Annotated in this window: 22 protein-coding genes and 1 pseudogene; 17 read left to right on the forward strand and 6 right to left on the reverse strand. The window is 63.1% G+C overall.

Annotated features, from left to right (window positions below; genetic code table 11):
* Positions 1 to 29: 29 nt before the first annotated feature.
* Positions 30 to 995, forward strand: coding sequence for a lipoyl synthase (gene lipA, locus AC0L2H_RS09110; protein WP_473589880.1), 966 nt, complete (start codon positions 30 to 32; stop codon positions 993 to 995).
* Between the two features lie 12 nt (positions 996 to 1,007).
* Complete coding sequence (locus AC0L2H_RS09115; protein WP_473589881.1) at positions 1,008 to 1,466, forward strand: type II toxin-antitoxin system RatA family toxin; 459 nt, start codon at positions 1,008 to 1,010, stop codon at positions 1,464 to 1,466.
* Here AC0L2H_RS09115 and AC0L2H_RS09120 read toward each other — a convergent pair.
* The gene (locus tag AC0L2H_RS09120; RefSeq protein WP_473589882.1) at positions 1,442 to 1,951 is read right to left on the reverse strand and encodes a CinA family protein; all 510 of its coding nucleotides are present in this window, start codon (positions 1,949 to 1,951) and stop codon (positions 1,442 to 1,444) included. The two genes, AC0L2H_RS09115 and AC0L2H_RS09120, sit on opposite strands and share 25 nt — an antisense overlap.
* Entirely contained in the window at positions 1,948 to 3,177 is a 1,230-nt protein-coding gene (locus tag AC0L2H_RS09125) for a bifunctional 2-C-methyl-D-erythritol 4-phosphate cytidylyltransferase/2-C-methyl-D-erythritol 2,4-cyclodiphosphate synthase (protein WP_473589883.1), read from the reverse strand. The genes AC0L2H_RS09120 and AC0L2H_RS09125 overlap by 4 nt, the downstream gene beginning before the upstream one ends.
* Positions 3,178 to 3,316: 139 nt before the next feature.
* Between AC0L2H_RS09125 and dusB the strand changes: the two genes are divergently transcribed.
* The 4 genes from dusB to AC0L2H_RS09145 all read left to right on the forward strand — a co-directional run bounded on the left by dusB (position 3,317) and on the right by AC0L2H_RS09145 (position 8,795).
* The gene (gene dusB, locus AC0L2H_RS09130) at positions 3,317 to 4,360 is read left to right on the forward strand and encodes a tRNA dihydrouridine synthase DusB (protein ID WP_473589884.1); all 1,044 of its coding nucleotides are present in this window, start codon (positions 3,317 to 3,319) and stop codon (positions 4,358 to 4,360) included.
* Positions 4,357 to 5,499: a two-component system sensor histidine kinase NtrB gene (locus AC0L2H_RS09135; RefSeq protein ID WP_473589885.1), complete on the forward strand. Its 1,143-nt coding sequence runs from the start codon at positions 4,357 to 4,359 to the stop codon at positions 5,497 to 5,499. Before dusB ends, AC0L2H_RS09135 begins: the two co-directional genes overlap by 4 nt.
* A complete protein-coding gene (ntrC, locus tag AC0L2H_RS09140; protein WP_107647843.1) occupies positions 5,496 to 6,956 on the forward strand; it encodes a nitrogen regulation protein NR(I) in 1,461 nt (486 codons plus the stop codon). Before AC0L2H_RS09135 ends, ntrC begins: the two co-directional genes overlap by 4 nt.
* A 246-nt stretch (positions 6,957 to 7,202) precedes the next feature.
* Positions 7,203 to 8,795, forward strand: coding sequence for a gamma-glutamyltransferase family protein (locus tag AC0L2H_RS09145; RefSeq protein WP_473589886.1), 1,593 nt, complete (start codon positions 7,203 to 7,205; stop codon positions 8,793 to 8,795).
* 12 nt (positions 8,796 to 8,807) lie between these two features.
* Here the strand turns inward: AC0L2H_RS09145 and AC0L2H_RS09150 are convergent, their stop codons facing one another.
* A complete protein-coding gene (locus AC0L2H_RS09150) occupies positions 8,808 to 9,773 on the reverse strand; it encodes an MBL fold metallo-hydrolase (protein ID WP_473589887.1) in 966 nt (321 codons plus the stop codon).
* A 240-nt stretch (positions 9,774 to 10,013) separates the two neighbouring features.
* Here AC0L2H_RS09150 and AC0L2H_RS09155 point away from each other — a divergent pair, with 240 nt between their 5' ends.
* The 5 genes from AC0L2H_RS09155 (at position 10,014) to hflX (ending at position 16,407) form a co-directional block, all read left to right on the forward strand.
* Positions 10,014 to 12,302: a sensor histidine kinase NtrY-like gene (locus AC0L2H_RS09155; protein ID WP_473589888.1), complete on the forward strand. Its 2,289-nt coding sequence runs from the start codon at positions 10,014 to 10,016 to the stop codon at positions 12,300 to 12,302.
* Positions 12,292 to 13,653: a nitrogen assimilation response regulator NtrX gene (gene ntrX, locus AC0L2H_RS09160; protein WP_473589889.1), complete on the forward strand. Its 1,362-nt coding sequence runs from the start codon at positions 12,292 to 12,294 to the stop codon at positions 13,651 to 13,653. The genes AC0L2H_RS09155 and ntrX overlap by 11 nt, the downstream gene beginning before the upstream one ends.
* A gap of 103 nt (positions 13,654 to 13,756) precedes the next feature.
* The gene (locus AC0L2H_RS09165) at positions 13,757 to 14,620 is read left to right on the forward strand and encodes a D-amino-acid transaminase (protein WP_473589890.1); all 864 of its coding nucleotides are present in this window, start codon (positions 13,757 to 13,759) and stop codon (positions 14,618 to 14,620) included.
* 146 nt (positions 14,621 to 14,766) lie between these two features.
* A complete protein-coding gene (gene hfq / locus AC0L2H_RS09170) occupies positions 14,767 to 15,012 on the forward strand; it encodes an RNA chaperone Hfq (RefSeq protein WP_006202172.1) in 246 nt (81 codons plus the stop codon).
* Positions 15,013 to 16,407, forward strand: coding sequence for a GTPase HflX (gene hflX, locus AC0L2H_RS09175; protein ID WP_473589891.1), 1,395 nt, complete (start codon positions 15,013 to 15,015; stop codon positions 16,405 to 16,407). It abuts the gene before it with no gap.
* A 6-nt stretch (positions 16,408 to 16,413) separates the two neighbouring features.
* Here the strand turns inward: hflX and mazG are convergent, their stop codons facing one another.
* Positions 16,414 to 17,238: a nucleoside triphosphate pyrophosphohydrolase gene (gene mazG, locus AC0L2H_RS09180; RefSeq protein WP_473589892.1), complete on the reverse strand. Its 825-nt coding sequence runs from the start codon at positions 17,236 to 17,238 to the stop codon at positions 16,414 to 16,416.
* A gap of 271 nt (positions 17,239 to 17,509) precedes the next feature.
* On the opposite strand from mazG, the pseudogene AC0L2H_RS09185 reads away from it, so the two are divergent.
* Positions 17,510 to 18,308: pseudogene (locus AC0L2H_RS09185) on the forward strand (class I SAM-dependent methyltransferase).
* Here AC0L2H_RS09185 and AC0L2H_RS09190 read toward each other — a convergent pair.
* Positions 18,305 to 19,489: an amino acid aminotransferase gene (locus tag AC0L2H_RS09190; RefSeq protein ID WP_473589893.1), complete on the reverse strand. Its 1,185-nt coding sequence runs from the start codon at positions 19,487 to 19,489 to the stop codon at positions 18,305 to 18,307. The pseudogene AC0L2H_RS09185 and the gene AC0L2H_RS09190 overlap by 4 nt on opposite strands.
* A 263-nt stretch (positions 19,490 to 19,752) precedes the next feature.
* Here AC0L2H_RS09190 and AC0L2H_RS09195 point away from each other — a divergent pair, with 263 nt between their 5' ends.
* From AC0L2H_RS09195 to AC0L2H_RS09215, 5 genes are all read left to right on the forward strand, one after another.
* Positions 19,753 to 20,271, forward strand: coding sequence for a sigma-70 family RNA polymerase sigma factor (locus AC0L2H_RS09195; protein WP_473589894.1), 519 nt, complete (start codon positions 19,753 to 19,755; stop codon positions 20,269 to 20,271).
* Entirely contained in the window at positions 20,271 to 21,044 is a 774-nt protein-coding gene (locus AC0L2H_RS09200; protein WP_473589895.1) for an anti-sigma factor family protein, read from the forward strand. The genes AC0L2H_RS09195 and AC0L2H_RS09200 overlap by 1 nt, the downstream gene beginning before the upstream one ends.
* Before the next feature lie 24 nt (positions 21,045 to 21,068).
* Entirely contained in the window at positions 21,069 to 21,785 is a 717-nt protein-coding gene (locus AC0L2H_RS09205) for a Bax inhibitor-1/YccA family protein (RefSeq protein WP_473589896.1), read from the forward strand.
* 208 nt (positions 21,786 to 21,993) lie between these two features.
* Positions 21,994 to 22,866: an aldose 1-epimerase family protein gene (locus tag AC0L2H_RS09210; RefSeq protein ID WP_473589897.1), complete on the forward strand. Its 873-nt coding sequence runs from the start codon at positions 21,994 to 21,996 to the stop codon at positions 22,864 to 22,866.
* A 25-nt stretch (positions 22,867 to 22,891) separates the two neighbouring features.
* On the forward strand, positions 22,892 to 23,302 hold the full coding sequence (locus AC0L2H_RS09215) for a hypothetical protein (protein WP_473589898.1): 411 nt from the start codon (positions 22,892 to 22,894) through the stop codon (positions 23,300 to 23,302).
* Positions 23,303 to 23,321: 19 nt separating this feature from the next.
* On the opposite strand, the gene AC0L2H_RS09220 is transcribed toward AC0L2H_RS09215, so the two are convergent.
* Positions 23,322 to 24,221, reverse strand: a complete 900-nt coding sequence (locus AC0L2H_RS09220) for an alpha/beta fold hydrolase (RefSeq protein WP_473589899.1) — start codon at positions 24,219 to 24,221, stop codon at positions 23,322 to 23,324.
* Positions 24,222 to 24,402: the final 181 nt, after the last annotated feature.

Raw genomic sequence — 24,402 nt, forward strand, 5'->3', positions numbered from 1 at the left:
AAGGCGCTCGCGAATGAACCGGATTTCAGATGGTCACCGTCCTAGACACGATCGCCAATGCGCCGCGCCTGCGGCACCCGGAAAAGGCGCACAAGCCCGACCAGGAGGTGCTGCGCAAGCCCGACTGGATCCGCGTCAAGGCGCCAATGTCGAAAGGCTACGCCGAAACGCGCGAGATCGTGAAGTCGCACAAGCTGGTTACGGTGTGCGAAGAGGCCGGCTGCCCCAATATCGGCGAGTGCTGGGAAAAGAAGCACGCCACCTTCATGATCATGGGCGAGATCTGCACGCGCGCCTGCGCCTTCTGCAATGTGGCTACCGGTATACCGACCGCGCTCGACCCCTATGAGCCGGCACGTGTCGCGCATGCGGTCAAGCAGATGGGCCTGACCCATGTCGTCATCACCTCCGTCGACCGCGACGATCTCGCCGATGGCGGGGCTGGGCATTTCGCCGAGGTTATCCGCGCTATCCGCGCGGCGACGCCATCGACGACGATCGAGATCCTGACGCCCGATTTCCTGCGCAAGGAAGGCGCGCTTGAGGTCGTGGTGGCGGCCAAGCCGGATGTGTTCAACCATAATCTCGAAACCGTGCCGTCGAACTACCTGACGGTTCGTCCGGGCGCGCGCTACTTCCACTCGATCAGATTGCTGCAGCGGGTCAAGGAACTCGATCCCTCGATCTTCACCAAGTCCGGCATCATGGTCGGGCTCGGCGAGGAGCGAAACGAGATCCTGCAACTGATGGACGATCTGCGGTCGGCCAATGTGGATTTCATGACCATCGGCCAGTATCTGCAGCCTTCGAAGAAGCACCATCCGGTGATCCGCTTCGTCACGCCGGAGGAATTCAAATCCTTCGAGACGATCGGCAAGACCAAGGGCTTCCTGCTGGTGGCATCGAGCCCGCTGACGCGTTCGTCGCACCACGCCGGCGACGATTTCGCCAGGCTGCGCGCGGCGCGCGAATCGCAGCTCAGAAAATCAGCCTAACACGCTGGTTTCATGCCGAAATTCGAAGCAACACGCCGCGTCGCCCATACGCCGGAACAGATGTTCGCCCTGGTCGCGGACGTCGAAACCTATCCGCAATTCCTGCCGCTGTGCGAGGCGCTGACGGTTCGCTCACGCAAGGAGCGCGATGGTCGCACGATTCTCGTCGCCGACATGAGCATCGGCTACAAGGCGATCCGCGAAACCTTCACCACGCAGGTGCTTCTAAAGCCCGACGAGAACACCATCGACGTCAAATACATCGACGGGCCGTTCAAATATCTCAGCAATGTCTGGCGCTTCGATCCGGCCGATCGCGGTTGCGAAGTCCACTTCTTCATCGACTACGAGTTCAAGAGCCGCATTCTCGGCGTGGTGATGGGGACCATGTTCGACCGCGCCTTTCGCATGTTCTCCGAGGCCTTTGAGAAGCGTGCCGATATTATTTACGGCTCAACGCCGACAGCCTGATCCTGGTCGAGCGCGCCCAGGCCCAGTTCCAGCGCGTGCCTGACCGTTTCCCGGCGGATGAAATCGCGGCCGTTGTCGGCAAACAGCTTGCGTTCGGCAATGATCGGCTTGCCCGCCACGGCAACGCCGAACCAGACCAGCCCGACAGGTTTTTCCGCCGACCCGCCGCCCGGACCGGCAATGCCGGTGACGGCAAGGGCGAGCTGGGCGCGCGAGCGGGCTAGCGCGCCCGCCGCCATCTCCAGCACTGTCTCGCGCGAGACGGCGCCGTGCGCCTCAAGCGTGGCGGCGGAAACGCCGAGCATCTCCATCTTGGCTTCGTTGGAATAGGTGATGAACCCGCGGTCGACCACCGCGGAAGAGCCGGCAATGTCGGTGAGTGCTGCGATGATCATGCCGCCGGTGCAACTCTCGGCCGTCGCCAGCATGATGCCGCGTTGTTGGCAGGCCTGGAGCAGGGCGTTTGCGAGGTCGCTGTTGCTCATTCGGGTACGTCGCCGGGAAATACGACGCTGGCGGTTGCGATGGCCGCTATGCCTTCCTCGCGGCCGACAAAACCGAGCTTTTCGTTGGTTGTCGCCTTGATCGAGATCCGGTCCGGCGAGATTCCCAGCATCGCCGAAAGCGTCGCGGTCATCGCCGCGCGATGCGGGCCGACGCGCGGCGCCTCGCAGATCAGTGTGATGTCGGCATTGGCGATGCGCCCGCCACGTTCGCGCACCAGCTTCGCCGCATGTTCGACGAAAATCCGCGAGGCAGCGCCTTTCCATTGCGGATCGGACGGCGGGAAATGCGTGCCGATGTCGTCGGCGCCGCAGGTGGCGAGCAGCGCATCGGTCAGCGCGTGCAGGCCGACATCGGCATCCGAATGGCCGGACAGTTTCTTGTCATGCGGGATGGCGACGCCGCAGAGCGTGACGTGGTCGCCCGGTTCGAAGGCGTGGACGTCGTAGCCATTGCCGGTGCGGATATCAGGAAAACGCGGCCGTTCGCCGGAAAGCCGCTGGTCTGCCATGGCGATATCCCGTGCCCAGGTGAGTTTGACATTGTCCGGTGAGCCCGCAACGATCTTCACCGGAATATGCGCCCATTCGGCGATCGCGGCATCGTCGGTGAAATCAGCCTTGCCCAGATGGTGGGCTTTCTCATGGGCGGCAAGCAGCGGCCAGAACGGAAAACCTTGCGGTGTCTGCGCGGCATGAAGTCCGGTCCTGGGGACGGTCTCTTCGATCATGCCGGCGGCCGATTCGCGTTTCAGCGTATCAGCGACCGGCAAAGCGGGCAGCGAACCCTGGCGCTCGCCGATGGCGGCGATCGTGCGGTCGATAAGGGCAGCGTCGACGAAGGGGCGCACGGCGTCGTGGACGAGAACCCGGCCCGGTGCATGGTCGCGTAGCGCCAGCAGCCCGAGACGGACCGACGCCTGGCGTGACACGCCGCCGATCACGGCGATGACCCGGTCGGCATCGGCGCCCGCCGCCTGGCGAAAGAGGTCGCGGTCGTCGGCATGAATGGCGACGGCGACAGGGCCTGTTTGCGGATGCGACAGGAACGTCTCAAGCGTGCGCGCGATGACGGCGCGGCCACCGATGCGCTGATACTGCTTCGGTCCGTCGGCCTGTCCGGCACGCGCGCCGCGCCCGGCGGCGACGATCACCACACCCACCTTGTCGTTTGCCGCGTCGGCTGGTTTTTCGCTTGCGTCTGTCATGGCGAGAGGCTTAGTCGCGGCTTGTAGCGAAGGCCAGCATTTTCCCAAATGCGCCTTAATGTGGCGTCATTCCGCGTTGCACATTGCCTTACTTCTGGCTAGAGAATGTGCAGCAATCGAACATGCTTGGTTTTTGTGCATGCCTGACTTGAGCAAACTTGACTTGACCAAATTGGCTTTGCCGCTCGACGTCGGAGGCGCGAGAATCCGCAATCGCGTCTTTCTCGCACCCATGTCCGGTATAACAGATGAGCCGTTCCGGCAACGCGCTTACGCACATGGCGCCGGGCTGGTCGTGTCGGAGATGGTGGCGAGCGGCGAACTGGCCAGGGGCAGGGCCGGCTGCGATCTGCGCATCCGCCATTCCGGGCTGCCCGTTCACATGGTCCAGCTTGCCGGCCGCGAGGCGGCGCATATGGCCGAGGGCGCCCGAATCGCCGCCGGTGAGGGCGCCGACATCATCGACATCAACATGGGCTGCCCGGCCAAGAAGGTGACCGGCGGCTATGCCGGTTCGGCATTGATGCGCGATCTCGACCACGCGCTGTCGCTGATCGAGGCGGTGGTCGGCGCCGTCGAGGTGCCGGTCACGGTCAAGATGCGGCTCGGTTGGGACGAAGGCGCGCTCAATGCACCTCTTTTGGCCCGCCGCGCCGAGCAGGCCGGCGTCCAGATGGTGACGGTGCATGGCCGCACGCGCTGCCAATTCTACCAGGGCAAGGCCGACTGGCGCGCCATCGCCCGCATCAAGCAGGCCGTGTCGATCCCGGTCGTCGCCAATGGCGATGTCGGCTCGCCGGCAGAGGCGGCCATGGTCCTCGACCAGTCGGGCGCCGATGCGGTGATGGTCGGCCGCGCGCATTACGGCGCGCCGTGGACGGCGGGCAGTATAGCGGCGGCCGCGGCTGGTGAAACGGCATCAGGCATTCCCGCAAGCCCGCAAGCGCTCACCGATTACGTCATTGCCCATTACGAGGACATGCTGGCGCTCTACGGCATCGAAAGCGGCCTGCGCCAGGCGCGCAAGCACATTGGCTGGTATCTCGATCGCCATGCCGCCAGCATCGCCTCCGACCGGCGCAAGGCGATCCTTACCTCTTTCGAGCCGGCACAGGTCATTGCTCGGCTGCACGACGTGTTCCAAAGCGCTGCGGAACCAGCCGATCTGCGGAGCGCGGCATGAGCGCGACCGTCGCACAGAACACGGACATGGCGGACGCCGCCCATATCGTGCTGAACACCATCCGTCGCCCCGTGATCATGGTCGATGAGCAAGGCTTCATCACCTTCGCCAACGCCGATGCCGAGGATTTCTTCCGCTCGAGCGCGACCATGCTCGCCCGCAACACATTGTCCAAGCTCATTCCTTTCGGCAGTCCGTTGCTGACGCTTGTCGACCAGGTGCGCGAGCGCCGGGCGCCGGTCAACGAATACCGGGTCGACGTGTCGTCGCCACGCCTCGGAATCGAGAAGGTGGTTGACCTCTATGTCGCGCCGGTACCGGAATTCCCAGGCTCCGTGGTCGTCATGTTCCAGGAACGGTCGATGGCCGACAAGATCGACCGCCAGATGACGCATCGCGGCGCTGCGCGCTCGGTGACTGGCCTTGCCGCCATGCTCGCCCACGAGATTAAGAACCCGCTCTCTGGCATCAGGGGCGCTGCCCAGCTGCTCGAACTGTCGGCTTCCGACGAGGATCGCGCGCTGACTCGACTGATCACCGACGAGACCGACCGCATCGTCTCACTGGTCGATCGCATGGAGGTGTTCTCCGACGAGCGGCCGATCGACCGCTATCCCGTCAACATCCATGTCGTTCTCGACCATGTGAAGGCGATTGCCAAGAACGGTTTTGCCAGCCGGATCAAGATATTGGAGGATTATGATCCTTCATTGCCTCCGGTTTTCGCCAACCGCGACCAGCTCATCCAGGTGTTCCTCAACCTGGTCAAGAATGCCGCCGAGGCCATTGGCGGCGATCCGCAAGGCGAGATCACCTTGTCGACCGCGTTCCGGCCGGGCATCCGTGTCTCCGTTCCGGGATCGCAGGGACGCGTGTCGCTGCCGCTGGAATTCTGCGTGCGCGACAACGGCTCCGGTGTTTCCGAAGATATCCTGCCAATCCTGTTCGACCCGTTTATCACCACCAAACCGAACGGGTCGGGACTCGGTCTTGCGCTGGTTGCGAAAATCGTCGGCGAGCATGGCGGCATCATCGAATGCGATTCGACGCCGCGCGGAACCACCTTCCGCATTCTGATGCCGGCTTGGAAAGAAACGCCGTTCGGCACGGACGATGATGGCGAAGGAGACCGCAAATGACGGTTCGCGGCAATATTCTCGTCGCCGACGACGATGCGGCCATCCGCACGGTCCTCAATCAGGCGCTTTCGCGCGTCGGCCACGAGGTGCGGGTGACCTCCAACGCATCCACTCTGTGGCGCTGGGTGGCGGCGGGCGAGGGCGATCTCGTCATCACCGACGTGGTGATGCCCGATGAGAACGCCTTCGACATGCTGCCCCGCATCAAGAAGGCGCGGCCGGAATTGCCGGTCATCGTCATGAGCGCCCAGAATACGTTCATGACCGCGATCCGCGCCTCCGAGACCGGCGCCTATGAATATCTGCCCAAGCCGTTCGACCTGACCGAGCTTCTCAACATCGTCAACCGGGCGTTGTCGGAGCCCAGGCGGCCTAAGATCGATGCGCGGGCGGACGAGCCGCCGGAAACGATGCCGCTGGTCGGCCGCTCGGCGGCGATGCAGGATATCTACCGCATGTTGGCGCGCATGATGCAGACCGACCTGACGGTGATGATTTCGGGCGAATCGGGCACCGGCAAGGAGCTGGTGGCCCGGGCGCTGCACGAATATGGCCGCCGCCGCGGCGGGCCCTTCGTCGCCATCAACATGGCGGCGATCCCGCGCGACCTGATCGAATCGGAACTGTTCGGGCACGAGAAGGGCGCCTTCACCGGTGCGCAGAACCGTTCCACCGGCCGTTTCGAGCAGGCCGAGGGCGGCACGCTGTTCCTGGACGAGATCGGCGACATGCCGATGGAAGCGCAGACGCGCCTGCTGCGCGTGCTGCAACAAGGCGAATACACCACCGTCGGCGGCCGCACGCCGATCAAGACCGATGTGCGCATCGTCGCCGCCACCAACAAGGATCTGCGCACGCTGATCAACCAGGGTCTGTTCCGCGAGGACCTGTTCTACCGGCTGAATGTCGTGCCGCTCAGGCTGCCGGCGTTGCGCGAGCGGTCCGAGGACATTCCCGACCTCGTCCGGCACTTCTTCAAGATCGGCGCCAGCGAAGGCTTGCAGACAAAACGCATTTCCACCGGCGGCATCGAACTGATGAAGCGCTATCCCTGGCCCGGCAATGTGCGCGAGCTTGAAAATCTCGTCCGCAGGCTGGCCGCGCTCTACTCCCAGGACGAGATTTCCGCCGAGATCATCGAGGCGGAACTGAAGACCGGCGAGAGGCCGGTCGTTCCCGGTGGCGGTAACCTCATTCCCGACGATCTGTCCATTGGCCAGGCGGTGGAGCATTTCCTGCAGCGCTATTTTGCTTCCTTTGCCGGTGAGTTGCCGCCCGCCGGGCTCTATCAGCGCATTCTCTCCGAGGTCGAATATCCGCTGGTTCTGGCCTCGATGACAGCGACCCGCGGCAACCAGATCAAGGCCGCGGAACTGTTGGGGCTGAACCGCAACACGCTGCGCAAGAAGATCCGCGAACTCGGCGTTAACGTCTACAAATCGTCCAGGCAATCTTAGCGTCAGAACCCAATCACTCAGAACGACCGAGTTCGACCTAAGCGGAAGCTTGTTCGCGCTCGGCCGAATTCATGCCCAGACCCTGACATTGGGCTCTCACTTTTGCAGCCAGCCAGCGCGATGGCGAAGGTGAGACAGCTGTATCCGCTGTCCCCCACCACTCAATGCGCGACATCAGGCCAAAGTCACTTGCGCTGGCGCCAAGGGACTGACTAAGCAAATGGCCGGGAAGGTTTGAGGACCGTCATGCGCAACTTCGAAGATCCTGGTCGGTCGCTGGCCGTCGCCCGTCACGGGATGGCGGCGACCTCACATCCGGCCTCAACCCTGACGGCCATCGAGATCCTGAAGGCAGGAGGCAACGCCATCGATGCGGCGGTGGCGGCCGTGGCGGTACAATGTGTCGTCGAGGCGGGCTCGACGGGTGTCGGCGGGGACTGTTTCGCGATGATCGCGGTGGAAGGATCCACCGACATGCGGGCCTATAACGGCTCGGGCCGGACGCCGGCCGCCCTGACCCGCGATGCGTTGCGCGCCGAGGGTGTGACAGCAATCGAGCGCTCGTCTCCTCATGCCGTCACGGTTCCTGGAGCGGTCGATGCCTGGTGCCGCCTCTTGAGCGACTTCGGCCGGATGCAGATGGCCGAGGTCCTTCAACCGGCAATCGCCATGTCACGCGAGGGCTACGCACTGACGCCCCGTGTCGCCGCCGACCTGGGCCTGCAGCGCGATCTCCTGGCGGCAGACCCAACCACCCTTGCCACCTTCCTGGTCGAGGGAGAGGCGCCGGCGGTCGGCAGCGTCCAGCGCCAGCCCTTGCTCGCGGATTCGCTCGACGCGATCGCACGCGACGGCAGGGACGCCTTCTATCGCGGCGCCGTCGCCGAGGACATGGTCGACTATCTGCGAGTCCTCGGCGGCCATCACACCCTCGACGATTTCGGCAGCGCTGCGGGAGACTATGTTACACCCATCTCCACAACCTATCGCGGCCGCACCATCTACGAATGCCCGCCGAATGGCCAGGGCGTCGTCGCCCTCCTGATCCTGAACATCCTCTCACGTTTCTCGCTGTCCAACGACCCGTTCAACCCCGATGATCTGCATCTCCTCCTCGAGGCAACACGGCTCGCCTACGCCGCGCGCGACGCGATGGTCGCCGATCCGCCGGGGTCGGATGGGACCGTCGAGCGCATGCTATCGAGCACACTTGCTGATCGCCTCGCCGCTGGCATTTCCTTCGATCGGGTCACCGAACCGCTGCCGTCGTTCGACACCGTCGAGCACAAGGATACCGTCTATCTTTGTGTGGTGGATCGCGACCGCAATGCGGTCAGCTTCATCAATTCGATCTTCAGTCCCTATGGCAGCGGGCTGATGGCGCCACGCTCAGGCGTGTTGTTCCATAACCGTGGCCAGAGCTTTTCGCTTGCGGCGGGTCACCCTAACGAAGTCGGCCCCCGAAAGCGTCCAATGCATACAATAATCCCGGGAATGGCCGCCGAGGGTGGCCGCGTCGTCATGCCGTTCGGTGTAATGGGCGGCCATTATCAGGCCATGGGCCACGCCCATCTGTTATCCCGGCTCTACGATTGTGGTCTCGATCTGCAGGCCGCCATTGACCTGCCGCGCCTCTTTCCACTGCCCGCTACCGCGACGGTGGAGGCCGAGGAAGCCGTCCGCACCCGCATCGGTGCCGAACTGGAACGCCGCGGCTTCAAGGTTCAACCGCCCCGGTGGGCCATCGGCGGCGCGCAGGCCATCCGGATTGACTGGGAGCGCGGCGTCCTGATTGGAGGGTCCGACCCCCGCAAGGATGGGATGGCGTTGGGCTACTAGCTTTGCCTAGTCTCAAAGCATGAACGTCTTGCCGACCGCGGATGGAACGACCCTCTCGCGATAGGCGGCCGCAAGTGCGCTCACGGCGCGCCAACCCGTGCAGTGCCCGGGTGATATCAATTGCAGGTCAAACTGCGCCAGCGCTTCGACCGTCTCCGGAATAATTGGCTCGGTGATCCCGGAGAGGTGGAAGCCGCCAAACACGCCATAGAGCGGGATATTCGGAAACCGTGACTGGGCGTGCGTCAGAACGTTAATCAGGCCGGCATGCGAGCAGGCGGTGAAGACGACTTGCCCCTTACCGGCCACGTTGATCGCCACGAAACGCTCGTCCGGCATTACCTCGTCCGGCTCCCAACTGCCTGTCGCGATCCGGCGATACTGGCCGGGAAACCCGCGTTCGAACCGGGTCACGCGAGGGATTTCGCCGCTCACATAGAACGTCTCGTCAAAAAGCAGCAGCTCGTCTCGGGTAACGATGACATCGGCGCCGTTTCCGGACAGGACATCCACGCTCGGCACCAGCTCCATCGGTCGAAACTGCCCGTCAGCGGATTTGGTCGCGCGTAAGGCGAACATATCGGGGTGCATATAGGTCGGAACCGGCTGCCCGCCATTGCTCATTGTGATCATCTGGAGGGCGCGCGGCATTGCACCCCCATGATCCCAGTGACCATGCGACAGCACCACCGCGCCAACTTCCCCCAGATCGACGCCGAGCCGCACTACATTGCGCTCAAACACCCATTCCTCTGGCCCGGTGTCGAACAGCAGCGTGCGGCTGGCGGATCCGGTCCGGGCGGTGATCAAGCAGGAAAGCCCATGCGCGGCGCAGCACAGGCATTTCCCGGACAGCCACTGCATGCCGCGACGGCGATGGCTGGCGAACTCGGTCTCGACGAAACCAGGGTTCGACGAGAGACTGTCGGTCGCGTTATCGACCAGAAAGATGACCTCTGCCGTATCGACAGCTCTCATGGAAGCGGCCCCGCCTGGCGATGCATCGGGGCCATTCTATCCAATTCGCTTGCGGCGCATAGCTCCGATAGGCATCCGGGGCCTATGCTCTTCTTGCGTCGAGCTTGCGCGATGCGATAGAGCCACGCCGTTTTTCCGGGGATCAATCGCCGAAAGATTTTCCGTCCAGGTCACACTTGTTGCATAATCGCCACAATGCGTTGCATAGATCCGACGCAATCATCGGCTCCACACGGCAACATGGCTTCACAGGCACCGACACTGAGTGAACGGCTTTTCAGCAAGCCCGGCCCGAGGGACGGGCGCCGGCTGCTTGCGCTGCCCGGCGTGGTGGCGATCGCCGGCGCGCTGATCACGGCGGCGATCTCCTTCGCGATTCTCGTCGGCGCCACGCCGATCGTTCCGAACGAGAAGACGACGCTGGCGCTCATCGCGCTCAACGCCGCCTTCGTCCTGTTCCTGACCGCGCTGGTCGGGCGCGAAGTGCATCGCATCGTGATGGCGCGCCGGCACGGCAAGGCGGCGTCGCGGCTGCATGTGCGCATCGTCGCGATGTTCGCCCTGGTCGCCGCAATTCCCGCCATCATGGTGGCGATCATCGCCTCGATCACGCTGGACATCGGCCTCGACCGCTGGTTCGAAATCCGCACCAAGACGATCGTCAATTCGTCGCTGTCGATTGCGGACGCCTATGTGCAGGAGAACGCGCGCAATCTCCAGGGGACGACGCTGTCGATGGCCTATGACCTCGATGCGTCGCGCACGCTCTACGGTCTCGACCGGACCGGTTTCCTCGATCTCATGAACAAGGAAGCCGTTGGCCGTTCACTGGCCCATGCCGCACTCATCAAGCCCGACGGCTCCTTCGTCATGAGCGCCAAGACCGATGCGGATTTTGCCATGCCGGAGCCGCCGGAAGGCTCCGTCGCCAGTGCCACCGATGGCAAGCCGGTGCTGATCGAGCCGAAGACGCGCAACATCATGGGCGCCATCGTCAAGCTGCGCGAGATCGAAGGGCTCTATCTCTACACCATCCGCCTCGTCGATCCCGAGGTGATCAAGGCGCGGCAGATCGTCAGGTCCAACGCCGACGAATATCGTGGCCTCGAAGACAATCGCCGCACCTCGCAAGTGGCCTTCGCGCTGCCCTATCTGTCGTTGACGCTGATCATCATCCTGTCCGCCATCTGGACCGGCATTGCCGTCGCCGACCGCCTGGTGCGGCCCATCCGTCAGCTTATCGGCGCGGCCGACGAGGTGGCGACCGGCAATCTCGACGTTGCCGTGCCCGTTCGGCCCTCCGATGGCGACGTTGCCTCGCTCGGCGATACCTTCAACAAGATGCTCTTGGAGCTGAAATCGCAGCGCAACGAGATCCTGTCCGCCAAGGATCTGATCGATGAGCGGCGGCGGTTTTCGGAAGCGGTGCTTGCCGGCGTCACTGCCGGCGTCATCGGCGTCGATCCCTATGGCATCGTTACCATCGTCAACCGCTCGGCCGAGACGATGCTGGCCATATCGGCCACCGCCACACTCGGGCAGAACCTTTCCGCGGTGCTGCCGCATGTCGGCCGCGTCTTCGAGATCGGCCGCAAGTCGGGAAAACCGGTCTATCGCGAACAGGTGACCTTCTACCGCGCCGGCACGGAGCGGACCTTCAACGTGCAGATCACGATCGAGGCTGGCGATGACGGTTTGGAGGAGAAATCCTATGTCGTGACGGTCGACGACATCACCGATCTGGTGCAGGCACAGCGCTCGTCGGCTTGGGCCGACGTGGCGCGGCGCATCGCCCACGAGATCAAGAACCCGCTGACACCGATCCAGCTTTCCGCCGAGCGCATCAAGCGCCGCTACGGCAAGGTCATCACCGAGGATCGCGAGGTTTTCGATCAGTGCACCGACACGATCATCCGGCAGGTCGAGGATATCGGCCGCATGGTCGACGAGTTCTCCGCCTTCGCACGCATGCCCAAGCCTGAAATGAAGTCCCTCGACTTGCGCGAATCATTGCGCGAGGCCTCGTTCCTCGTCGAAGTGAGCCGCGCCGACATCACTTTCGAGCGCATGTTCGGCAACGAACCTCTGAAAGGCACCTTCGACAGCCGGTTGATGGCGCAGGCTTTCGGCAATGTCATCAAGAACGCGGCCGAGGCCATTGACGGACTTGATCAAAAGGATCGTTCGGACGGCATAATCCGGATTCAGGCCGGGCGCCAGAATGGCGCGATTCGCATCGATGTCATCGACAATGGCAAAGGCTTGCCGCGCGAGAATCGCCAGCGGCTGCTTGAGCCCTATATGACGACGCGCGAGAAGGGCACCGGGCTCGGCCTCGCTATCGTCAAGAAGATCGTGGAGGACCATGGCGGCCGGCTCGAACTGCATGATGCGCCGGCGGACTTCCACGGTGGCCGGGGCGCGATGATCAGCATCATCCTGCCGCCAGCCGCCGTTGCCGCGCCACCGCGCGGCGAGGGCAGGACGGAAAACGAGAGAGAAACTGAAAAGGTCGGTAATGGCGTCTGACATTCTCATCGTCGATGACGAGGAAGACATCCGCGAACTTGTCGCCGGTATTTTGAGCGACGAAGGTCACGAAACCCGCACGGCATTCGATGCCGACAGCGCGCTTGCGGCGATCGCCGACCGGGCGCCGAGGCTGATTTTCCTCGACATCTGGCTGCAGGGCTCGCGGCTGGACGGGCTGGCGTTGCTCGACGAGATCAAGACGATGCACCCCAACCTGCCGGTGGTGATGATCTCCGGCCACGGCAATATCGAAACGGCGGTCTCCGCCATCCGCCGCGGCGCCTACGACTTCATCGAAAAGCCGTTCAAGGCCGACAGGCTGATCCTGATTGCCGAGCGTGCGCTGGAGACCTCGAAGCTGAGGCGGGAGGTTTCGGACCTCAAGCTGCGCAGCGGCGAAACCTTCGATCTGATCGGCATGTCGTCGGCGATGAGCCAGTTGCGACAGACCATCGAGCGCGTCGCGCCGACCAACAGCCGCGTCATGATCATCGGCCCGTCCGGTTCCGGCAAGGAGCTTGCGGCCCGCGCCATCCATACGTTGTCGGCGCGCAAGGGCGCGCCTTTCGTCACGCTGAGCGCCGCCAACATCACGCCCGAACGCATGGAGGTCGAACTGTTCGGCACCGAATCGAACGGTGTCGAACGCAAGGTCGGCGCACTGGAAGAGGCGCATCGTGGCATTCTCTACATCGACGAAGTGGCCGACATGCCGCGCGAGACGCAGAACAAGATCCTGCGCGTGCTGGTCGAACAGCAGTTCGAACGGGTAGGGGGCACCAAGCGGGTCAAGGTCGATGTCCGCATCATCTCGTCGACCTCGCAGAACCTGGAGGCGATGATCGCCGACGGCCGTTTCCGCGAGGATCTCTACCACCGCCTGGCGGTGGTTCCGGTCATGGTGCCGGGGCTGGCCGAGCGGCGGGAGGACATTCCCTATCTGGTCGACAATTTCATGAAGCAGATCGCTCGTCAGGCCGGCATCCGGCCCCGGCGCATCGGCGACGACGCACTGGCCGTGCTGCAGGCCCACAACTGGCCAGGCAACGTCCGCCAGTTGCGCAACAATGTCGAGCGGTTGATGATCCTGGCGCGTGGCGACGATGTCGATGCGCCGATCACCGCCGATCTTCTGCCCGCCGAGATCGGCGACGTCATGCCGCGCACGCCAAACCAGTCCGACCAGCACATCATGGCGCTGCCCCTGCGTGAAGCGCGCGAACAGTTCGAGAAGGACTACCTGATCGCCCAGATCAACCGTTTTGGCGGCAACATCTCGAAGACCGCCGAATTCATCGGCATGGAGCGCTCGGCGCTGCATCGCAAGCTGAAGTCGCTGGGCGTCTGACCGGCGGCCTGTCGCGGACCTTGCCGCTTCTGGCCCACGCATTTGTCGGTTACGCCGGTGGCGGAATCGCTTAAGAAAGCCGGGACCATCCAGGGGACTACAGATGCCGCGCATTGCCTATGTGAACGGGCGCTATGTCGCTCACGCCGACGCCTGTGTGCACATCGAGGATCGCGGCTATCAGTTCGCGGACGGCGTCTATGAGGTCTGCGAGGTGGCGCGCGGCTTTATCGTCGACATGCCACGCCATCTCGCCCGGCTGGACCGTTCCTTGCGTGAGCTCTCGATCGACTGGCCGGTGACGCAGCGCGTATTGCCGCTCATCCTGCGCGAAGTGGTGCGCCGCAACCATGTCGCCAACGGCCTGGTCTATCTCCAGGTGACGCGCGGCGTTGCCAGCCGCGACTTTGTCTTCCCGGCGGCCGGCACCAAGCCGTCGATGGTGGTGACCGCCCGGAAGGCCGACCCCGCAGTCGCCGCCAAGCGGGCCGAGAGCGGGATCAAGGTCATCACCGTGCCGGAGAATCGCTGGGACCGGGTCGACATCAAGTCCGTCGGCCTGCTGCCCAATGTGCTTGCCAAGCAGAAAGCCAGGGAAGCGGGTGCGCAGGAAGCCTGGTTCGTCGATGCCGACGGCACCGTCAAGGAAGGCGGGTCGTCGAACGCCTGGATCATCACCAGGGATGGCGTGCTGGTGACGCGGCCGGCCGAACACGGCATCCTGCGCGGCATTACCCGCACCACGCTGTTCGAAGTGGCCGCCAAGCTGGGGCTGACGATTGAGGAGCGGGGGTTTTCGGTCGCCGAAGCCAAGGCCGCGCGCGAGGCTTTCATCAGTTCCGCGACGACGATCGCCATGCCGATCGTGGCGATCGACGGCGTTCCCGTGGCCAACGGCCATCCCGGCTCAATAACACTTTCCTTGCGGCAGGCCTTTTTTGACGTTGCGGAAAAAAGTCCGGCCTGATAACCGCACAGGTGGAATGAACATCAATATATCTCGTTCTGCTTGTCGTTACTGACGGCAAGAGGGTGTTTGTACGCTTGACATGGGCCGGTTAATTTGGCGCATTGGCCTGCAAACCGAAGGGGATCGGCGGAAAGACAAGAACAATGGCGGAACGATCGCAAAACCTTCAGGACCTGTTCCTGAACTCAGTTCGCAAGAGCAAGAACCCGCTCACCATCTTCCTCATCAACGGCGTGAAACTGACCGGCGTGGTCACTTCATTCGATAATTTCTGTGTTCTGCTGCGTCGTGACGGCCATTCCCAGCTCGTCTACAAGCACGCCATTTCCACGATCATGCCGAGCCAGCCGGTTCAGATGTTCGATGGCGAGGAAAGCCAGGGCGCCTGATTGGCACGTGAGAAAGACGCGGATCGCAGCATCCGCGAAAAAAAATCGTCACATCAGCCCGGGACCGAGGCCAAGGGTCCAACCCGGGCTGTCGTCATCGTGCCGGTGCTCACCCGCCAGCAGCGCGGCGACGACGAGACGAATCGCCCGCGCCTGACGCGTTCGGCCGAGGCCCGCCATGACGAGGCGGTCGGCTTGGCCCGCGCCATTGACCTCGACCCGATCCATACGGCGGTGGTGACCGTCAACGATCCGCGCCCGGCGACCCTGCTCGGCAGCGGCAAGGTGGCGGAATTCGCGGAGATCGTCAAAGAGGGCCATGCGGAGCTGGTCATCGTCGACCATCCGCTGACGCCGGTGCAGCAGCGCAATCTCGAAAAGGAATTGAACGCCAAGGTGCTGGACCGCACCGGGCTGATCCTGGAAATCTTCGGCGAGCGTGCTCGGACCAAGGAAGGCACGCTGCAAGTCGAGCTTGCCCATCTCAACTATCAGAAGGGCCGGCTCGTCCGCAGCTGGACCCACCTTGAGCGCCAGCGCGGCGGCGCCGGCTTTCTCGGCGGTCCCGGCGAAACGCAGATCGAATCGGACCGGCGCGTCCTGCAGGACAAGATCATCAAGCTCAAGCACGAACTGGAAACCGTGCGGCGCACTCGCGACCTGCACCGCGCCAAGCGCAAGAAGGTGCCGTTCCCGGTGGTGGCGATCGTCGGCTACACCAATGCCGGAAAGTCGACGCTGTTCAACAGGCTGACCGGGGCAGGGGTTCTGGCCGAGGACATGCTGTTTGCCACGCTCGATCCGACGCTGCGCCGCGTGCGCCTGCCGCACGGCACGCCGGTCATCCTGTCGGATACGGTCGGCTTCATTTCAGACCTGCCGACGCATCTGATCGCGGCCTTCCGGGCTACGCTGGAAGAGGTGGTCGAAGCCGATCTCGTCATCCATCTGCGCGATATTTCGGACCCCGACACGACCGCACAGGCCGAGGATGTCGAGCGTATCCTTGCCGATCTCGGCGTCGATGCCGGCGACACCGAGCGCGTCATCGAAGTGTGGAACAAGATCGACCGGCTCGACGAGGGCAACCGGGCGCGGTTACTTGCTGATGGCGCGGACGGCAAAAAGGCGCCGCCGATCGCCATATCGGCCGCCACCGGTGAAGGCATCGATGCGCTGAAGGCGATCATCGAGACAAGGGTGTCGGGTGAACTGGCGACGCTGACAATCACGCTTACGCCGGCTCAACTTGGCCTTGTCGACTGGCTCTACCGCAATGGCGACGTCGTTTCTCGGGCCGACAATGAGGATGGCAGCGTGACCGTCTCGCTCAGGGCGACGCAAAGCGCGCGCGAAGAGATCGAAAGCCGATTGCACCGTAAAAACAACGGGTAATTCAGCTTATTTCGCGCTTTTGGCCTGCTGCCAAAGTGCTTCCATTTCGTCCAGCGTTGCCTTTTCGAGCGTGTTCCCGGACGCTTCCAGTGCCCGCTCGACATAGTGGAAGCGCGAGCGGAATTTCTCATTGGTGCCGCTGAGCGCCGCTTCGGAATCGAGCTTGAGGTGCCGGCCGAGATTGACGACGGCAAACAGCATGTCGCCGAACTCGTCCTTGATCGACGCCGTGTCGCCCTTGGACAGCGCCTCGCGCAATTCGCCGATCTCCTCCTCGATCTTGTCGAGGATCGGCGTGGCCTCGCTCCAGTCGAAGCCGACGCGGGCCGCTTTTTCCTGCAGCTTGAGAGCCCGGGTCAGCGCGGGCAGGGCGACCGGCACGCCGTCGAGAAAGCCCTTGCCATTGTCTTCAGGGTCGAGTCCACGGGCGAGGCGGGCACTTCGCTTTTCCGCCTTCTCCTCGGCCTTGATCTTCTCCCACATGCCCTTGGCCATGCCGGCGCTGCGGGCCTTCTCATCGCCGAAGACATGCGGGTGACGGCGGATCATTTTCGTGGTGATGGCCTGGACCACGTCGCCGAAGGCGAATTCGCCGGCTTCCTCGGCCATTTGCGCATGGTAGACGACCTGCAGCAGGAGATCGCCGAGTTCGTCGCGTAGATCGCCGAGGTCGCCGCGCGCGATGGCGTCCGCCACCTCGTAGGCTTCCTCGATCGTGTAAGGCGCTATGGTCGAAAAATCCTGCTCGATGTCCCAGGGGCAGCCGGTTGCCGGCGCGCGCAGCGCCGCCATGATCTCGATCAGCCGGGAGATGTCTTTCGAAGGCTTCATCGGGCGGATGCTAGCCTGAGCGCCGGCGTAGGGCCAATGCCGTCGGCCTGCGAGGGGGTATTGTCCACAGGTGCCGGTGCGGAACGGGCGCTATTCTCAAACCCGCCCCGACTGGTATGATGGATTTCAATAGCCTGATCTTGCTTCCGCTTTCGCGGAGCCATGGCCGACATGATCGCATGCCGTTGAGCGCCTTCCGGTTGAAAACGACCCAGCGCTCACAATCATAGGCTGGTCTCGCGAGCCATCAAACGGACGGCGGGTGATAGCAATGTTGGAAACGGACAAGGTGTTCGCTGGCTCGATTCCGGAAAACTACGACCGCTATATGGTGCCGTTGATTTTCGAGCCGTACGCCAAGGATCTTGCACGACGAGCAGCGTCCTTGTCGCCAGCCGCCGTTTTGGAGATCGCCGCGGGCACCGGGGTTGTGACCCGGGCATTGGCGCCAAAACTGTCCCCCGGCGCAAGCTATGACGTAACCGACCTCAACCAGCCGATGCTCGACTACGCCGCTTCGCGACAAGCGCCCGACAGTCGCATCAAATGGCGCCAGGCGGATGCGCTGGCGCTGCCGTTTGAAAATGCGGCCTTCGATCTCGTTTGCTGTCAGTTCGGCGCGATGTTCTTTCCCGACCGCTCATCTGCCTACCGCGAAACCAGGCGAGTCCTGAAGCCCGGAGGACATTTTTTGTTCAACGTATGGGATCGCATCGAGGAGAATGTATTTGCGGATGACGTCACGAATGCTCTCGCAAGGATTTTTCCGAACGATCCGCCGCGCTTTCTGGCACGCACACCGCACTGCGCTGATCCGCAGCGAGCTGGAGGACGCGGGTTTCTCCCGCGTGGTGATCGAGACAAGAGCCGAACAAAGCCGCGCATCCTCGCCGCGCCTTCCGGCGGTTGCTTATTGCCAGGGAACTGTCCTTCGCAACGAAATCGAGGCCAGGGACGCAGGAAAACTCGACGCTGCAACCGACTACGCAGCATCCGCGATTGCAGACAGACATGGCAGCGGCGAGGTTGCTGCCAAAATTCAAGCCCATGTAATCGTGGCTGTGGTCTAGTCGAGCACCGAGACGATCGCCTTGGCGAGTGCGTCCATCCCGTCTTCGGGCAGGCCCGCGACGTTGATGCGGCTGTCGCCGACCATGTAGACGCCGTGCTCGGCGCGCAGGCGCTCGACCTGCGCCTCGGACAGGCCAAGGCGGGAAAACATGCCGCGATGGCTGGCGACGAAATCGAAGCGGTCTGAATTGGACTGCCGCCGCAGCGCCTCGGCGAACTGGACGCGAAGCCTGAGCATGCGCAGCCGCATGTCTTCCAGTTCCGCCTCCCAGTCGGCGCGCAAGGCGGCATCTTCCAGCACGATGCGCACGGCGGCCGCACCATGGTCCGGCGGCATCGAATACATGGCGCGCGCCGCCGACAGCATCTGGCCCATCGCCACATCCGCTTGGGCGCCGTCCTTGGCCAGGATCATCGCCGCCCCGACGCGGTCGCGATAGACGGCAAAGTTCTTCGAGCAGCTCGAGGCGACGACCATTTCGGGGACCTTTGCCGCCATGATGCGCAGGCCGGCGGCGTCCGCATCGAGACCTTCGCCAAAGCCCTGATAAGCGATGTCGACAAAAGGCAGCAGGCCGCGCTCGACCACAAGATCAGTGATTTCGGTCCATTGCGCGGGATCGAGATTGGCGCCGGTCGGGTTATGGCAGCAGCCATGCAGCAGCACCACGTCGCCGCTCTTTGCAGCGCGTAGAGCCGTCAGCATGTCGGCGAAGCGCACCGCACCGGAAGCAGCGTCGAAATAGGGGTATTCGCGGATCTGCAGGCCGGCGGCGCGCATCACAGGTGGGTGGTTCGGCCATGTCGGGTCGGACAGCCAGATCGTCGCGTCGGAGCGGGTCCGCTTGAGCAACTCGGCTACCAGCCGCAGCGCGCCGGAGCCGCCAGGCGCCTGCGCGGCGCGGATGCGCCCCAGGTCGGCCGCGGGACCGAAGGTGAGCTTCGCCATCGCGGCGTTGAAGCCGGTGTCGCCGGCAAGGCCGAGATAGGTCTTGGTATCTTGGCTCTGCAGCAGGCGCTTTTCGGCTTCGCGCACCGCGCGCATAACCGGCGTCTTGCCGTCACGGTCCTTGTAGACGCCGACCCCGAGGTCGACCTTGTCGGGGCGCGGATCGGCGCGATAGAGGCCGATCAGGGCAATGATCTTGTCGGCGGGGGCTGGTTGCAGGTTTTCGAACATTAACATCGTCCCAATGGCGGCGGAGTGATACGCAAATCGCCCGCCTTGCGCCAGCGGTTTCATGTGCGCCAGACCGAATGCCGTGCGATCGGCAAGACGGAAGTGAGCCCTACACGTTCCTGTCAGATCGGCGTAGTTTGAATAAGCATTTCCGGGTGCATTCAGCAGGCTTTGCGGCACGCGAGATTGAATATCGTGGAAAAATTTTTGCAATGAGGGATTAAAATCCCTGCGTGTTCCGTAAACAGATCATGAAACCATCGATGCCACGTTTCGATATCATGGGACAGCTCGGTTCGCTGCGCCGCTACGCGCGTTCGTTGACGCGCAATAGTGCCGATGCCGAGGATCTGGTGCAGGATGCGCTGGTGCGGGCCTATGAGAGGCGCGGCTCCTTCCGTTCCGGCGGAAACCTGCGCGCATGGCTGCTGTCGATTGTTCACAATGCCTTCATTGACGGAATACGGTCGCGCAAATCCGAAGCGGCGCGCATCGAGCAGGCCGAATACCTTGCCGACGCCAATATGGACGCCCCCCAGGAGCATTCGATCCGCCTGGCGCAGGTGCGTGAAGCCTTTTTCAAATTGCCCGAAGAGCAGCGTTCGGCACTGCATCTCGTCGCCATCGAGGGACTTACCTACAGCCAGGCGGCCGAGGTGAGCGGCGTGCCGCTTGGAACGTTGATGTCACGCATCGGTCGTGCGCGGGCGGCGCTGCGCGAGATGGAAGACACATCGCCTGCGCGTGCAAAAAGCCACCTCAGGATCGTGGGAGATCAGTGATGAACGAACTGCGCGATCCGGTAATCGATGCCGACCTTGATGCCTATGTCGACGACCAGCTGGACGTTGCACGCCGCATTGAAGTTGGGGCGTTTCTGTCGACCCGTCCGGAGGCGGCGGCACGGGTGATGTCCGACCTCAGGACGCGCGACGAACTGCGCATGGCGCTTGCGGGGTCCCAAGGCATGGCGCGGCCGGCAACGGCCGATGCGGCACGCCGGCTGGAGCGGGGCCTGGCCCGGGACCGCGTCTTCGGCGCGTTGCAGCGGGTGGCCGCGGTTGCTGTCTTTGTTGCTGCCGGCTGGCTGGCGCACAGCATGCTTGGACCGATATCGGTGACCAAAGTCGTCGCCTCGACCCAACCGCCCGTCTACCTGCAGGAAGCGATCCAGGCGCACAGGACGACGATCGTGCGCGAGACCATGTCGTCCCAGCTGGAAGCGCCGGACTACAACGCCGATGAGATCCGCGCCGCCACGGCGATCGTCATGCCGTCACTGCCGACCGACTGGAAGGTCCGCGACGTACAGATCTATCCGTCGCGGTTCGGCCCCAGCGTCGAAATGGCTGTCGAAACAAAGGATATGGGATTGGTCTCGCTCTTCGCGATCAGACCCGGAACATTCGACGTGGTCAAGCCGACTGCTGCGCCTTCGGGCGACATCTCCTCGGCTTACTTCCAGATCGGCGACGTCGCCTACGCAGTCATTGCCCGAAGCGGTGTGCGCGACCTCGATCACGCCGCCGAAACGCTTGCCAGTACGCTTTACTAATCCCGCATCACCAGGAGAATCCGCATGAACATTCCCAATCTGAGATATGGCGTCGGTACTGGCGCCCGCGCCGGAGCCGACTATGACCAGGGCCTGCGCCAGCACATGCTGCGCGTCTACAACTACATGGGGCTCGGCCTCGTCGTCACCGGTATCATCGCTTATGCGGTGGGTTCGACGCCCGCGCTCTACGTGCCGATCTTTTCCAGCCCGCTGAAATGGGTGGTGATGCTGGCGCCGCTCGCCTTCGTGCTCTTGTTCTCGTTCCGGATGCAGACCATGTCCGCGGCCGGCGCCCAGGCCATGTTCTGGGCATTCTGCGCGGTCATGGGCCTGTCGCTCGCTTCCGTGTTCCTGGTCTTCACAGGCACCAGCATCGCGCGCACCTTTTTCATCGCCGCCACCATGTTCGGCGCCACCAGCCTTTACGGCTACACGACCAAACGCGACCTGACCCAGTTCTCGTCGTTCCTGATCATGGGCCTGATCGGCGTGGTGATCGCCAGCGTCGTCAACATCTTCCTCGGCTCGACCGCGCTGCAGTTCGCGATATCGGTGATCGGCATCGCCGTGTTCATCGGCCTTACCGCCTGGGACACGCAGACGATCAAGGAACAATATGCCGAGAATTTCGGCGCGGAATCACAGCAGAAGCTCGCCGTCTTCGGCGCCTTCTCGCTCTATCTGAACTTCATCAATATCTTCCAGCTCTTGCTGAATTTCACCGGCGAGCGCGAATAATCGACCGACCGTAGCAGGCAACACTTCTAACTTTGCCGTGGCCGAAGGGAAACCTCCGGCCACGGTTTTCATTTGAGGCGCGCGCGAACGCGCCGTCTCGCTTGTAGCTCTTTCGTCGCTCTGTGAGGTGCGGCGTAGCCTTGCGCTCTTGAGTTCCCGCGGGGCCTTTTGTTAGCCTGCCGGCCACACCAGCCACCCGTGAGGACATATGGAACAGGATAGTCTGACACTTCACGGTGACGGCATCTCGGCGACCATCGTCGGGCAGGGCGCCGAGCTGGTCTCGTTGCGCGACGCGGAGGGGACCGAGCTTCTGTGGCAGGCCGGGCCGGCCTGGCGGCGGCATTCGCCGGTGCTGTTTCCGATCGTCGGTCGGCTGAAGGGCGATCAATTGCGCCATCGAGGCCAATCCTACCCGATGACGCAGCACGGATTCGTGCGCAACAAGCCGTTTGCCTGGGCGGAGAGGGGCCCTCGATCCTGTACGCTGGTTCTCACCGACGATGCCGATACCCGCACGCACTATCCATTCGCCTTTCGTCTGGCCGTGACCTACAGGCTTGACCGCCGGCAGCTTGGCGTGACCTTCGACATCACCAACGCCGGCGACGAGCCGCTTCCGGCATCGATCGGGGCGCATCCGGCCTTCAATTGGCCGTTGCTGCCGGACCTGGCCAAGACGGATTATCGGCTGACTTTTGCCGACGACGAGCGGGCGCCGATCCGTCGGCTTAGGGACGGCCTGCTGCTGGCAACGCCACAGCCGACGCCCGTGGAGGGCAAAATTCTTGCGCTCTCCGAACGGCTGTTTGACGACGACGCCGTCATTCTCGATCGGCCTGCCGGCAGCAGCGTGCGTTATGCCGCCGACCGTGGTCCGGCGATCGAGATGTCCTGGCAGGGATTTCGGGAATTGGGCATCTGGTCCAAGCCGGGCGGTGCGCCATTCCTGTGCATCGAGCCCTGGCACGGCATTGCGAGCCCCGTGGATTTCGACGGCGAGTTCACGAACAAACCGGGCGTGATGTTGATCGCGCCTGCGGCAAAGCGTGTTCTGTCCTACCAGATCGATCTGGGATGACAGCGGTTTGAACGCAGGGAAGAGCATGGACTACGCGATCAAGACCGAGATCCGCGATCCGCAGGCAAAAACCTTCGCGTTCGCCGCGCAGAAAACCATGTATGGCGGCAAGCATATCGCCGAGGGCGATACGGTTTTCGTGTTCGCAAGCGAGAACGAGGGCGGGCAGGGTCTTATTGCGCGCGGCGTCGTCACATCAGTCGAAGCGATTGCGAAGAAGCACGGTATCGCCCGGCAAACGCCGCGTGTGAGCCTCTCGATCGAACGTGCCGCGCTCGCCAAGCGACCGCTGGGACGGCGCGAACTCAAACATTTCGCTAATTGGAATGACGGCCGGCCTGCGACCGAGCTCAACTTCAAATTCTATCGTCAGGCAACGAACAAGATCGTCGGGATATCGGACGAGGCAGCGGCGTTCCTCAGCGAATTCTTCTAAAAGCAACAGCTCCGTGGGGCTAGGCATGCTCCCGGTCTTTTCGCTCTTCTGGCGGGTTGCGCCTGATGAAGTCGAGCATGAGCGACGCGGCTTCGGCTGCATGGGTTTCAAGCAGGAAATGGCCGGCGTCCAGAACGTGGGCTTCCATCCTGGGAAGAGCCTGCATCCATGACAGGGTCTCGGAGAGATCGAAGAATGCATCGTGCCGTCCCCAAAGCATCAGGGAAGGCGGCTGCCAGCGCGCGAGATAATCGGCGATGGCGTCGAACCGCGCGGCGTAGTTCCCATAGTCGGCGATGAGCGCTCGCTGGGTGTCCATCCGGCCGGGAAGTTGCATCACCCGCCAGTCCTCTTCCCAGCTCTCGGCCGGGACGCGCTCGGCCACATCCGGCGGGACGTTTGCGATATACTGGTCGCGCGTGCCCTCGAATGTCAGGTGCGCGGATGCGGCCGCCGCGTTTTCCGCGCTCGGTTGCGACCAATAGGCGCGCGTCGCCGCCCATTGCGGCCCCAGGCCGGTTCGATGGGCGTTGGCGTTCTGAATAATGAGGCCCAGAACCTGCTCCGGCGCCTGCATGGCCACGTGGAAACCCACCGGAGCCCCGAAATCGTGAAGGTAAATGTAGCGCGGCCCGATAGCGAGCCGATCCAGCAACTGCAAGATTGCCTGACCGAAGGCGAAAAACGAGACTGAGGGTAAAACGTCGGACTCGCCAAAGCCAGGCAAATCGGGCGCGATCACATAGGCGGCCCGCGATAGCACAGGTATGACCTCCCGAAATGTCCGCGCGGAACTGGGAAAGCCGTGCAGCAGCAGCACGGCGGGGTCGAACGCCTCACCCGCCGCGAGATAGGACAATTCAGTGCCGCCGGACAGGCGCAGCCTTTGCCGGGTCACGTTTGCAGTGTCGGTTTTCATGGGTGATCTGATCGTTGTCGAAGACTAACGTCATAACCGTTATGGGAGTTCCAGCTTCCGCCAACCACTCGTCGCGGCTGCAAATTCTACGCCTCGACATGCGACTGAATATCTTGGTCGGGAAGCGCGGGCGATCCTTTGCGGAATTCTTGCAACGTTGAGTTGGTCGACTGGAATCGAT

The sequence above is a fragment of the Mesorhizobium sp. WSM4871 genome (genome assembly GCF_055811295.1).

Coding starts and splice junctions, on each gene's coding strand:
- lipA (WP_473589880.1), top strand. CDS start 30: ATGGTCACCGTCCTAGACACGATCGCCAATGCGCCGCGCCTGCGGCAC.
- AC0L2H_RS09155 (WP_473589888.1), top strand. CDS start 10,014: ATGGCTTCACAGGCACCGACACTGAGTGAACGGCTTTTCAGCAAGCCC.
- AC0L2H_RS09220 (WP_473589899.1), bottom strand. CDS start 24,221: ATGAAAACCGACACTGCAAACGTGACCCGGCAAAGGCTGCGCCTGTCC.
- AC0L2H_RS09135 (WP_473589885.1), top strand. CDS start 4,357: ATGAGCGCGACCGTCGCACAGAACACGGACATGGCGGACGCCGCCCAT.
- mazG (WP_473589892.1), bottom strand. CDS start 17,238: ATGAAGCCTTCGAAAGACATCTCCCGGCTGATCGAGATCATGGCGGCG.
- AC0L2H_RS09115 (WP_473589881.1), top strand. CDS start 1,008: ATGCCGAAATTCGAAGCAACACGCCGCGTCGCCCATACGCCGGAACAG.
- AC0L2H_RS09205 (WP_473589896.1), top strand. CDS start 21,069: ATGAACATTCCCAATCTGAGATATGGCGTCGGTACTGGCGCCCGCGCC.
- AC0L2H_RS09150 (WP_473589887.1), bottom strand. CDS start 9,773: ATGAGAGCTGTCGATACGGCAGAGGTCATCTTTCTGGTCGATAACGCG.
- AC0L2H_RS09195 (WP_473589894.1), top strand. CDS start 19,753: ATGCCACGTTTCGATATCATGGGACAGCTCGGTTCGCTGCGCCGCTAC.
- dusB (WP_473589884.1), top strand. CDS start 3,317: ATGCCTGACTTGAGCAAACTTGACTTGACCAAATTGGCTTTGCCGCTC.
- hfq (WP_006202172.1), top strand. CDS start 14,767: ATGGCGGAACGATCGCAAAACCTTCAGGACCTGTTCCTGAACTCAGTT.
- AC0L2H_RS09210 (WP_473589897.1), top strand. CDS start 21,994: ATGGAACAGGATAGTCTGACACTTCACGGTGACGGCATCTCGGCGACC.
- AC0L2H_RS09200 (WP_473589895.1), top strand. CDS start 20,271: ATGAACGAACTGCGCGATCCGGTAATCGATGCCGACCTTGATGCCTAT.
- ntrC (WP_107647843.1), top strand. CDS start 5,496: ATGACGGTTCGCGGCAATATTCTCGTCGCCGACGACGATGCGGCCATC.
- AC0L2H_RS09125 (WP_473589883.1), bottom strand. CDS start 3,177: ATGACAGACGCAAGCGAAAAACCAGCCGACGCGGCAAACGACAAGGTG.
- ntrX (WP_473589889.1), top strand. CDS start 12,292: ATGGCGTCTGACATTCTCATCGTCGATGACGAGGAAGACATCCGCGAA.
- AC0L2H_RS09165 (WP_473589890.1), top strand. CDS start 13,757: ATGCCGCGCATTGCCTATGTGAACGGGCGCTATGTCGCTCACGCCGAC.
- AC0L2H_RS09120 (WP_473589882.1), bottom strand. CDS start 1,951: ATGAGCAACAGCGACCTCGCAAACGCCCTGCTCCAGGCCTGCCAACAA.
- AC0L2H_RS09215 (WP_473589898.1), top strand. CDS start 22,892: ATGGACTACGCGATCAAGACCGAGATCCGCGATCCGCAGGCAAAAACC.
- AC0L2H_RS09145 (WP_473589886.1), top strand. CDS start 7,203: ATGCGCAACTTCGAAGATCCTGGTCGGTCGCTGGCCGTCGCCCGTCAC.
- AC0L2H_RS09190 (WP_473589893.1), bottom strand. CDS start 19,489: ATGTTCGAAAACCTGCAACCAGCCCCCGCCGACAAGATCATTGCCCTG.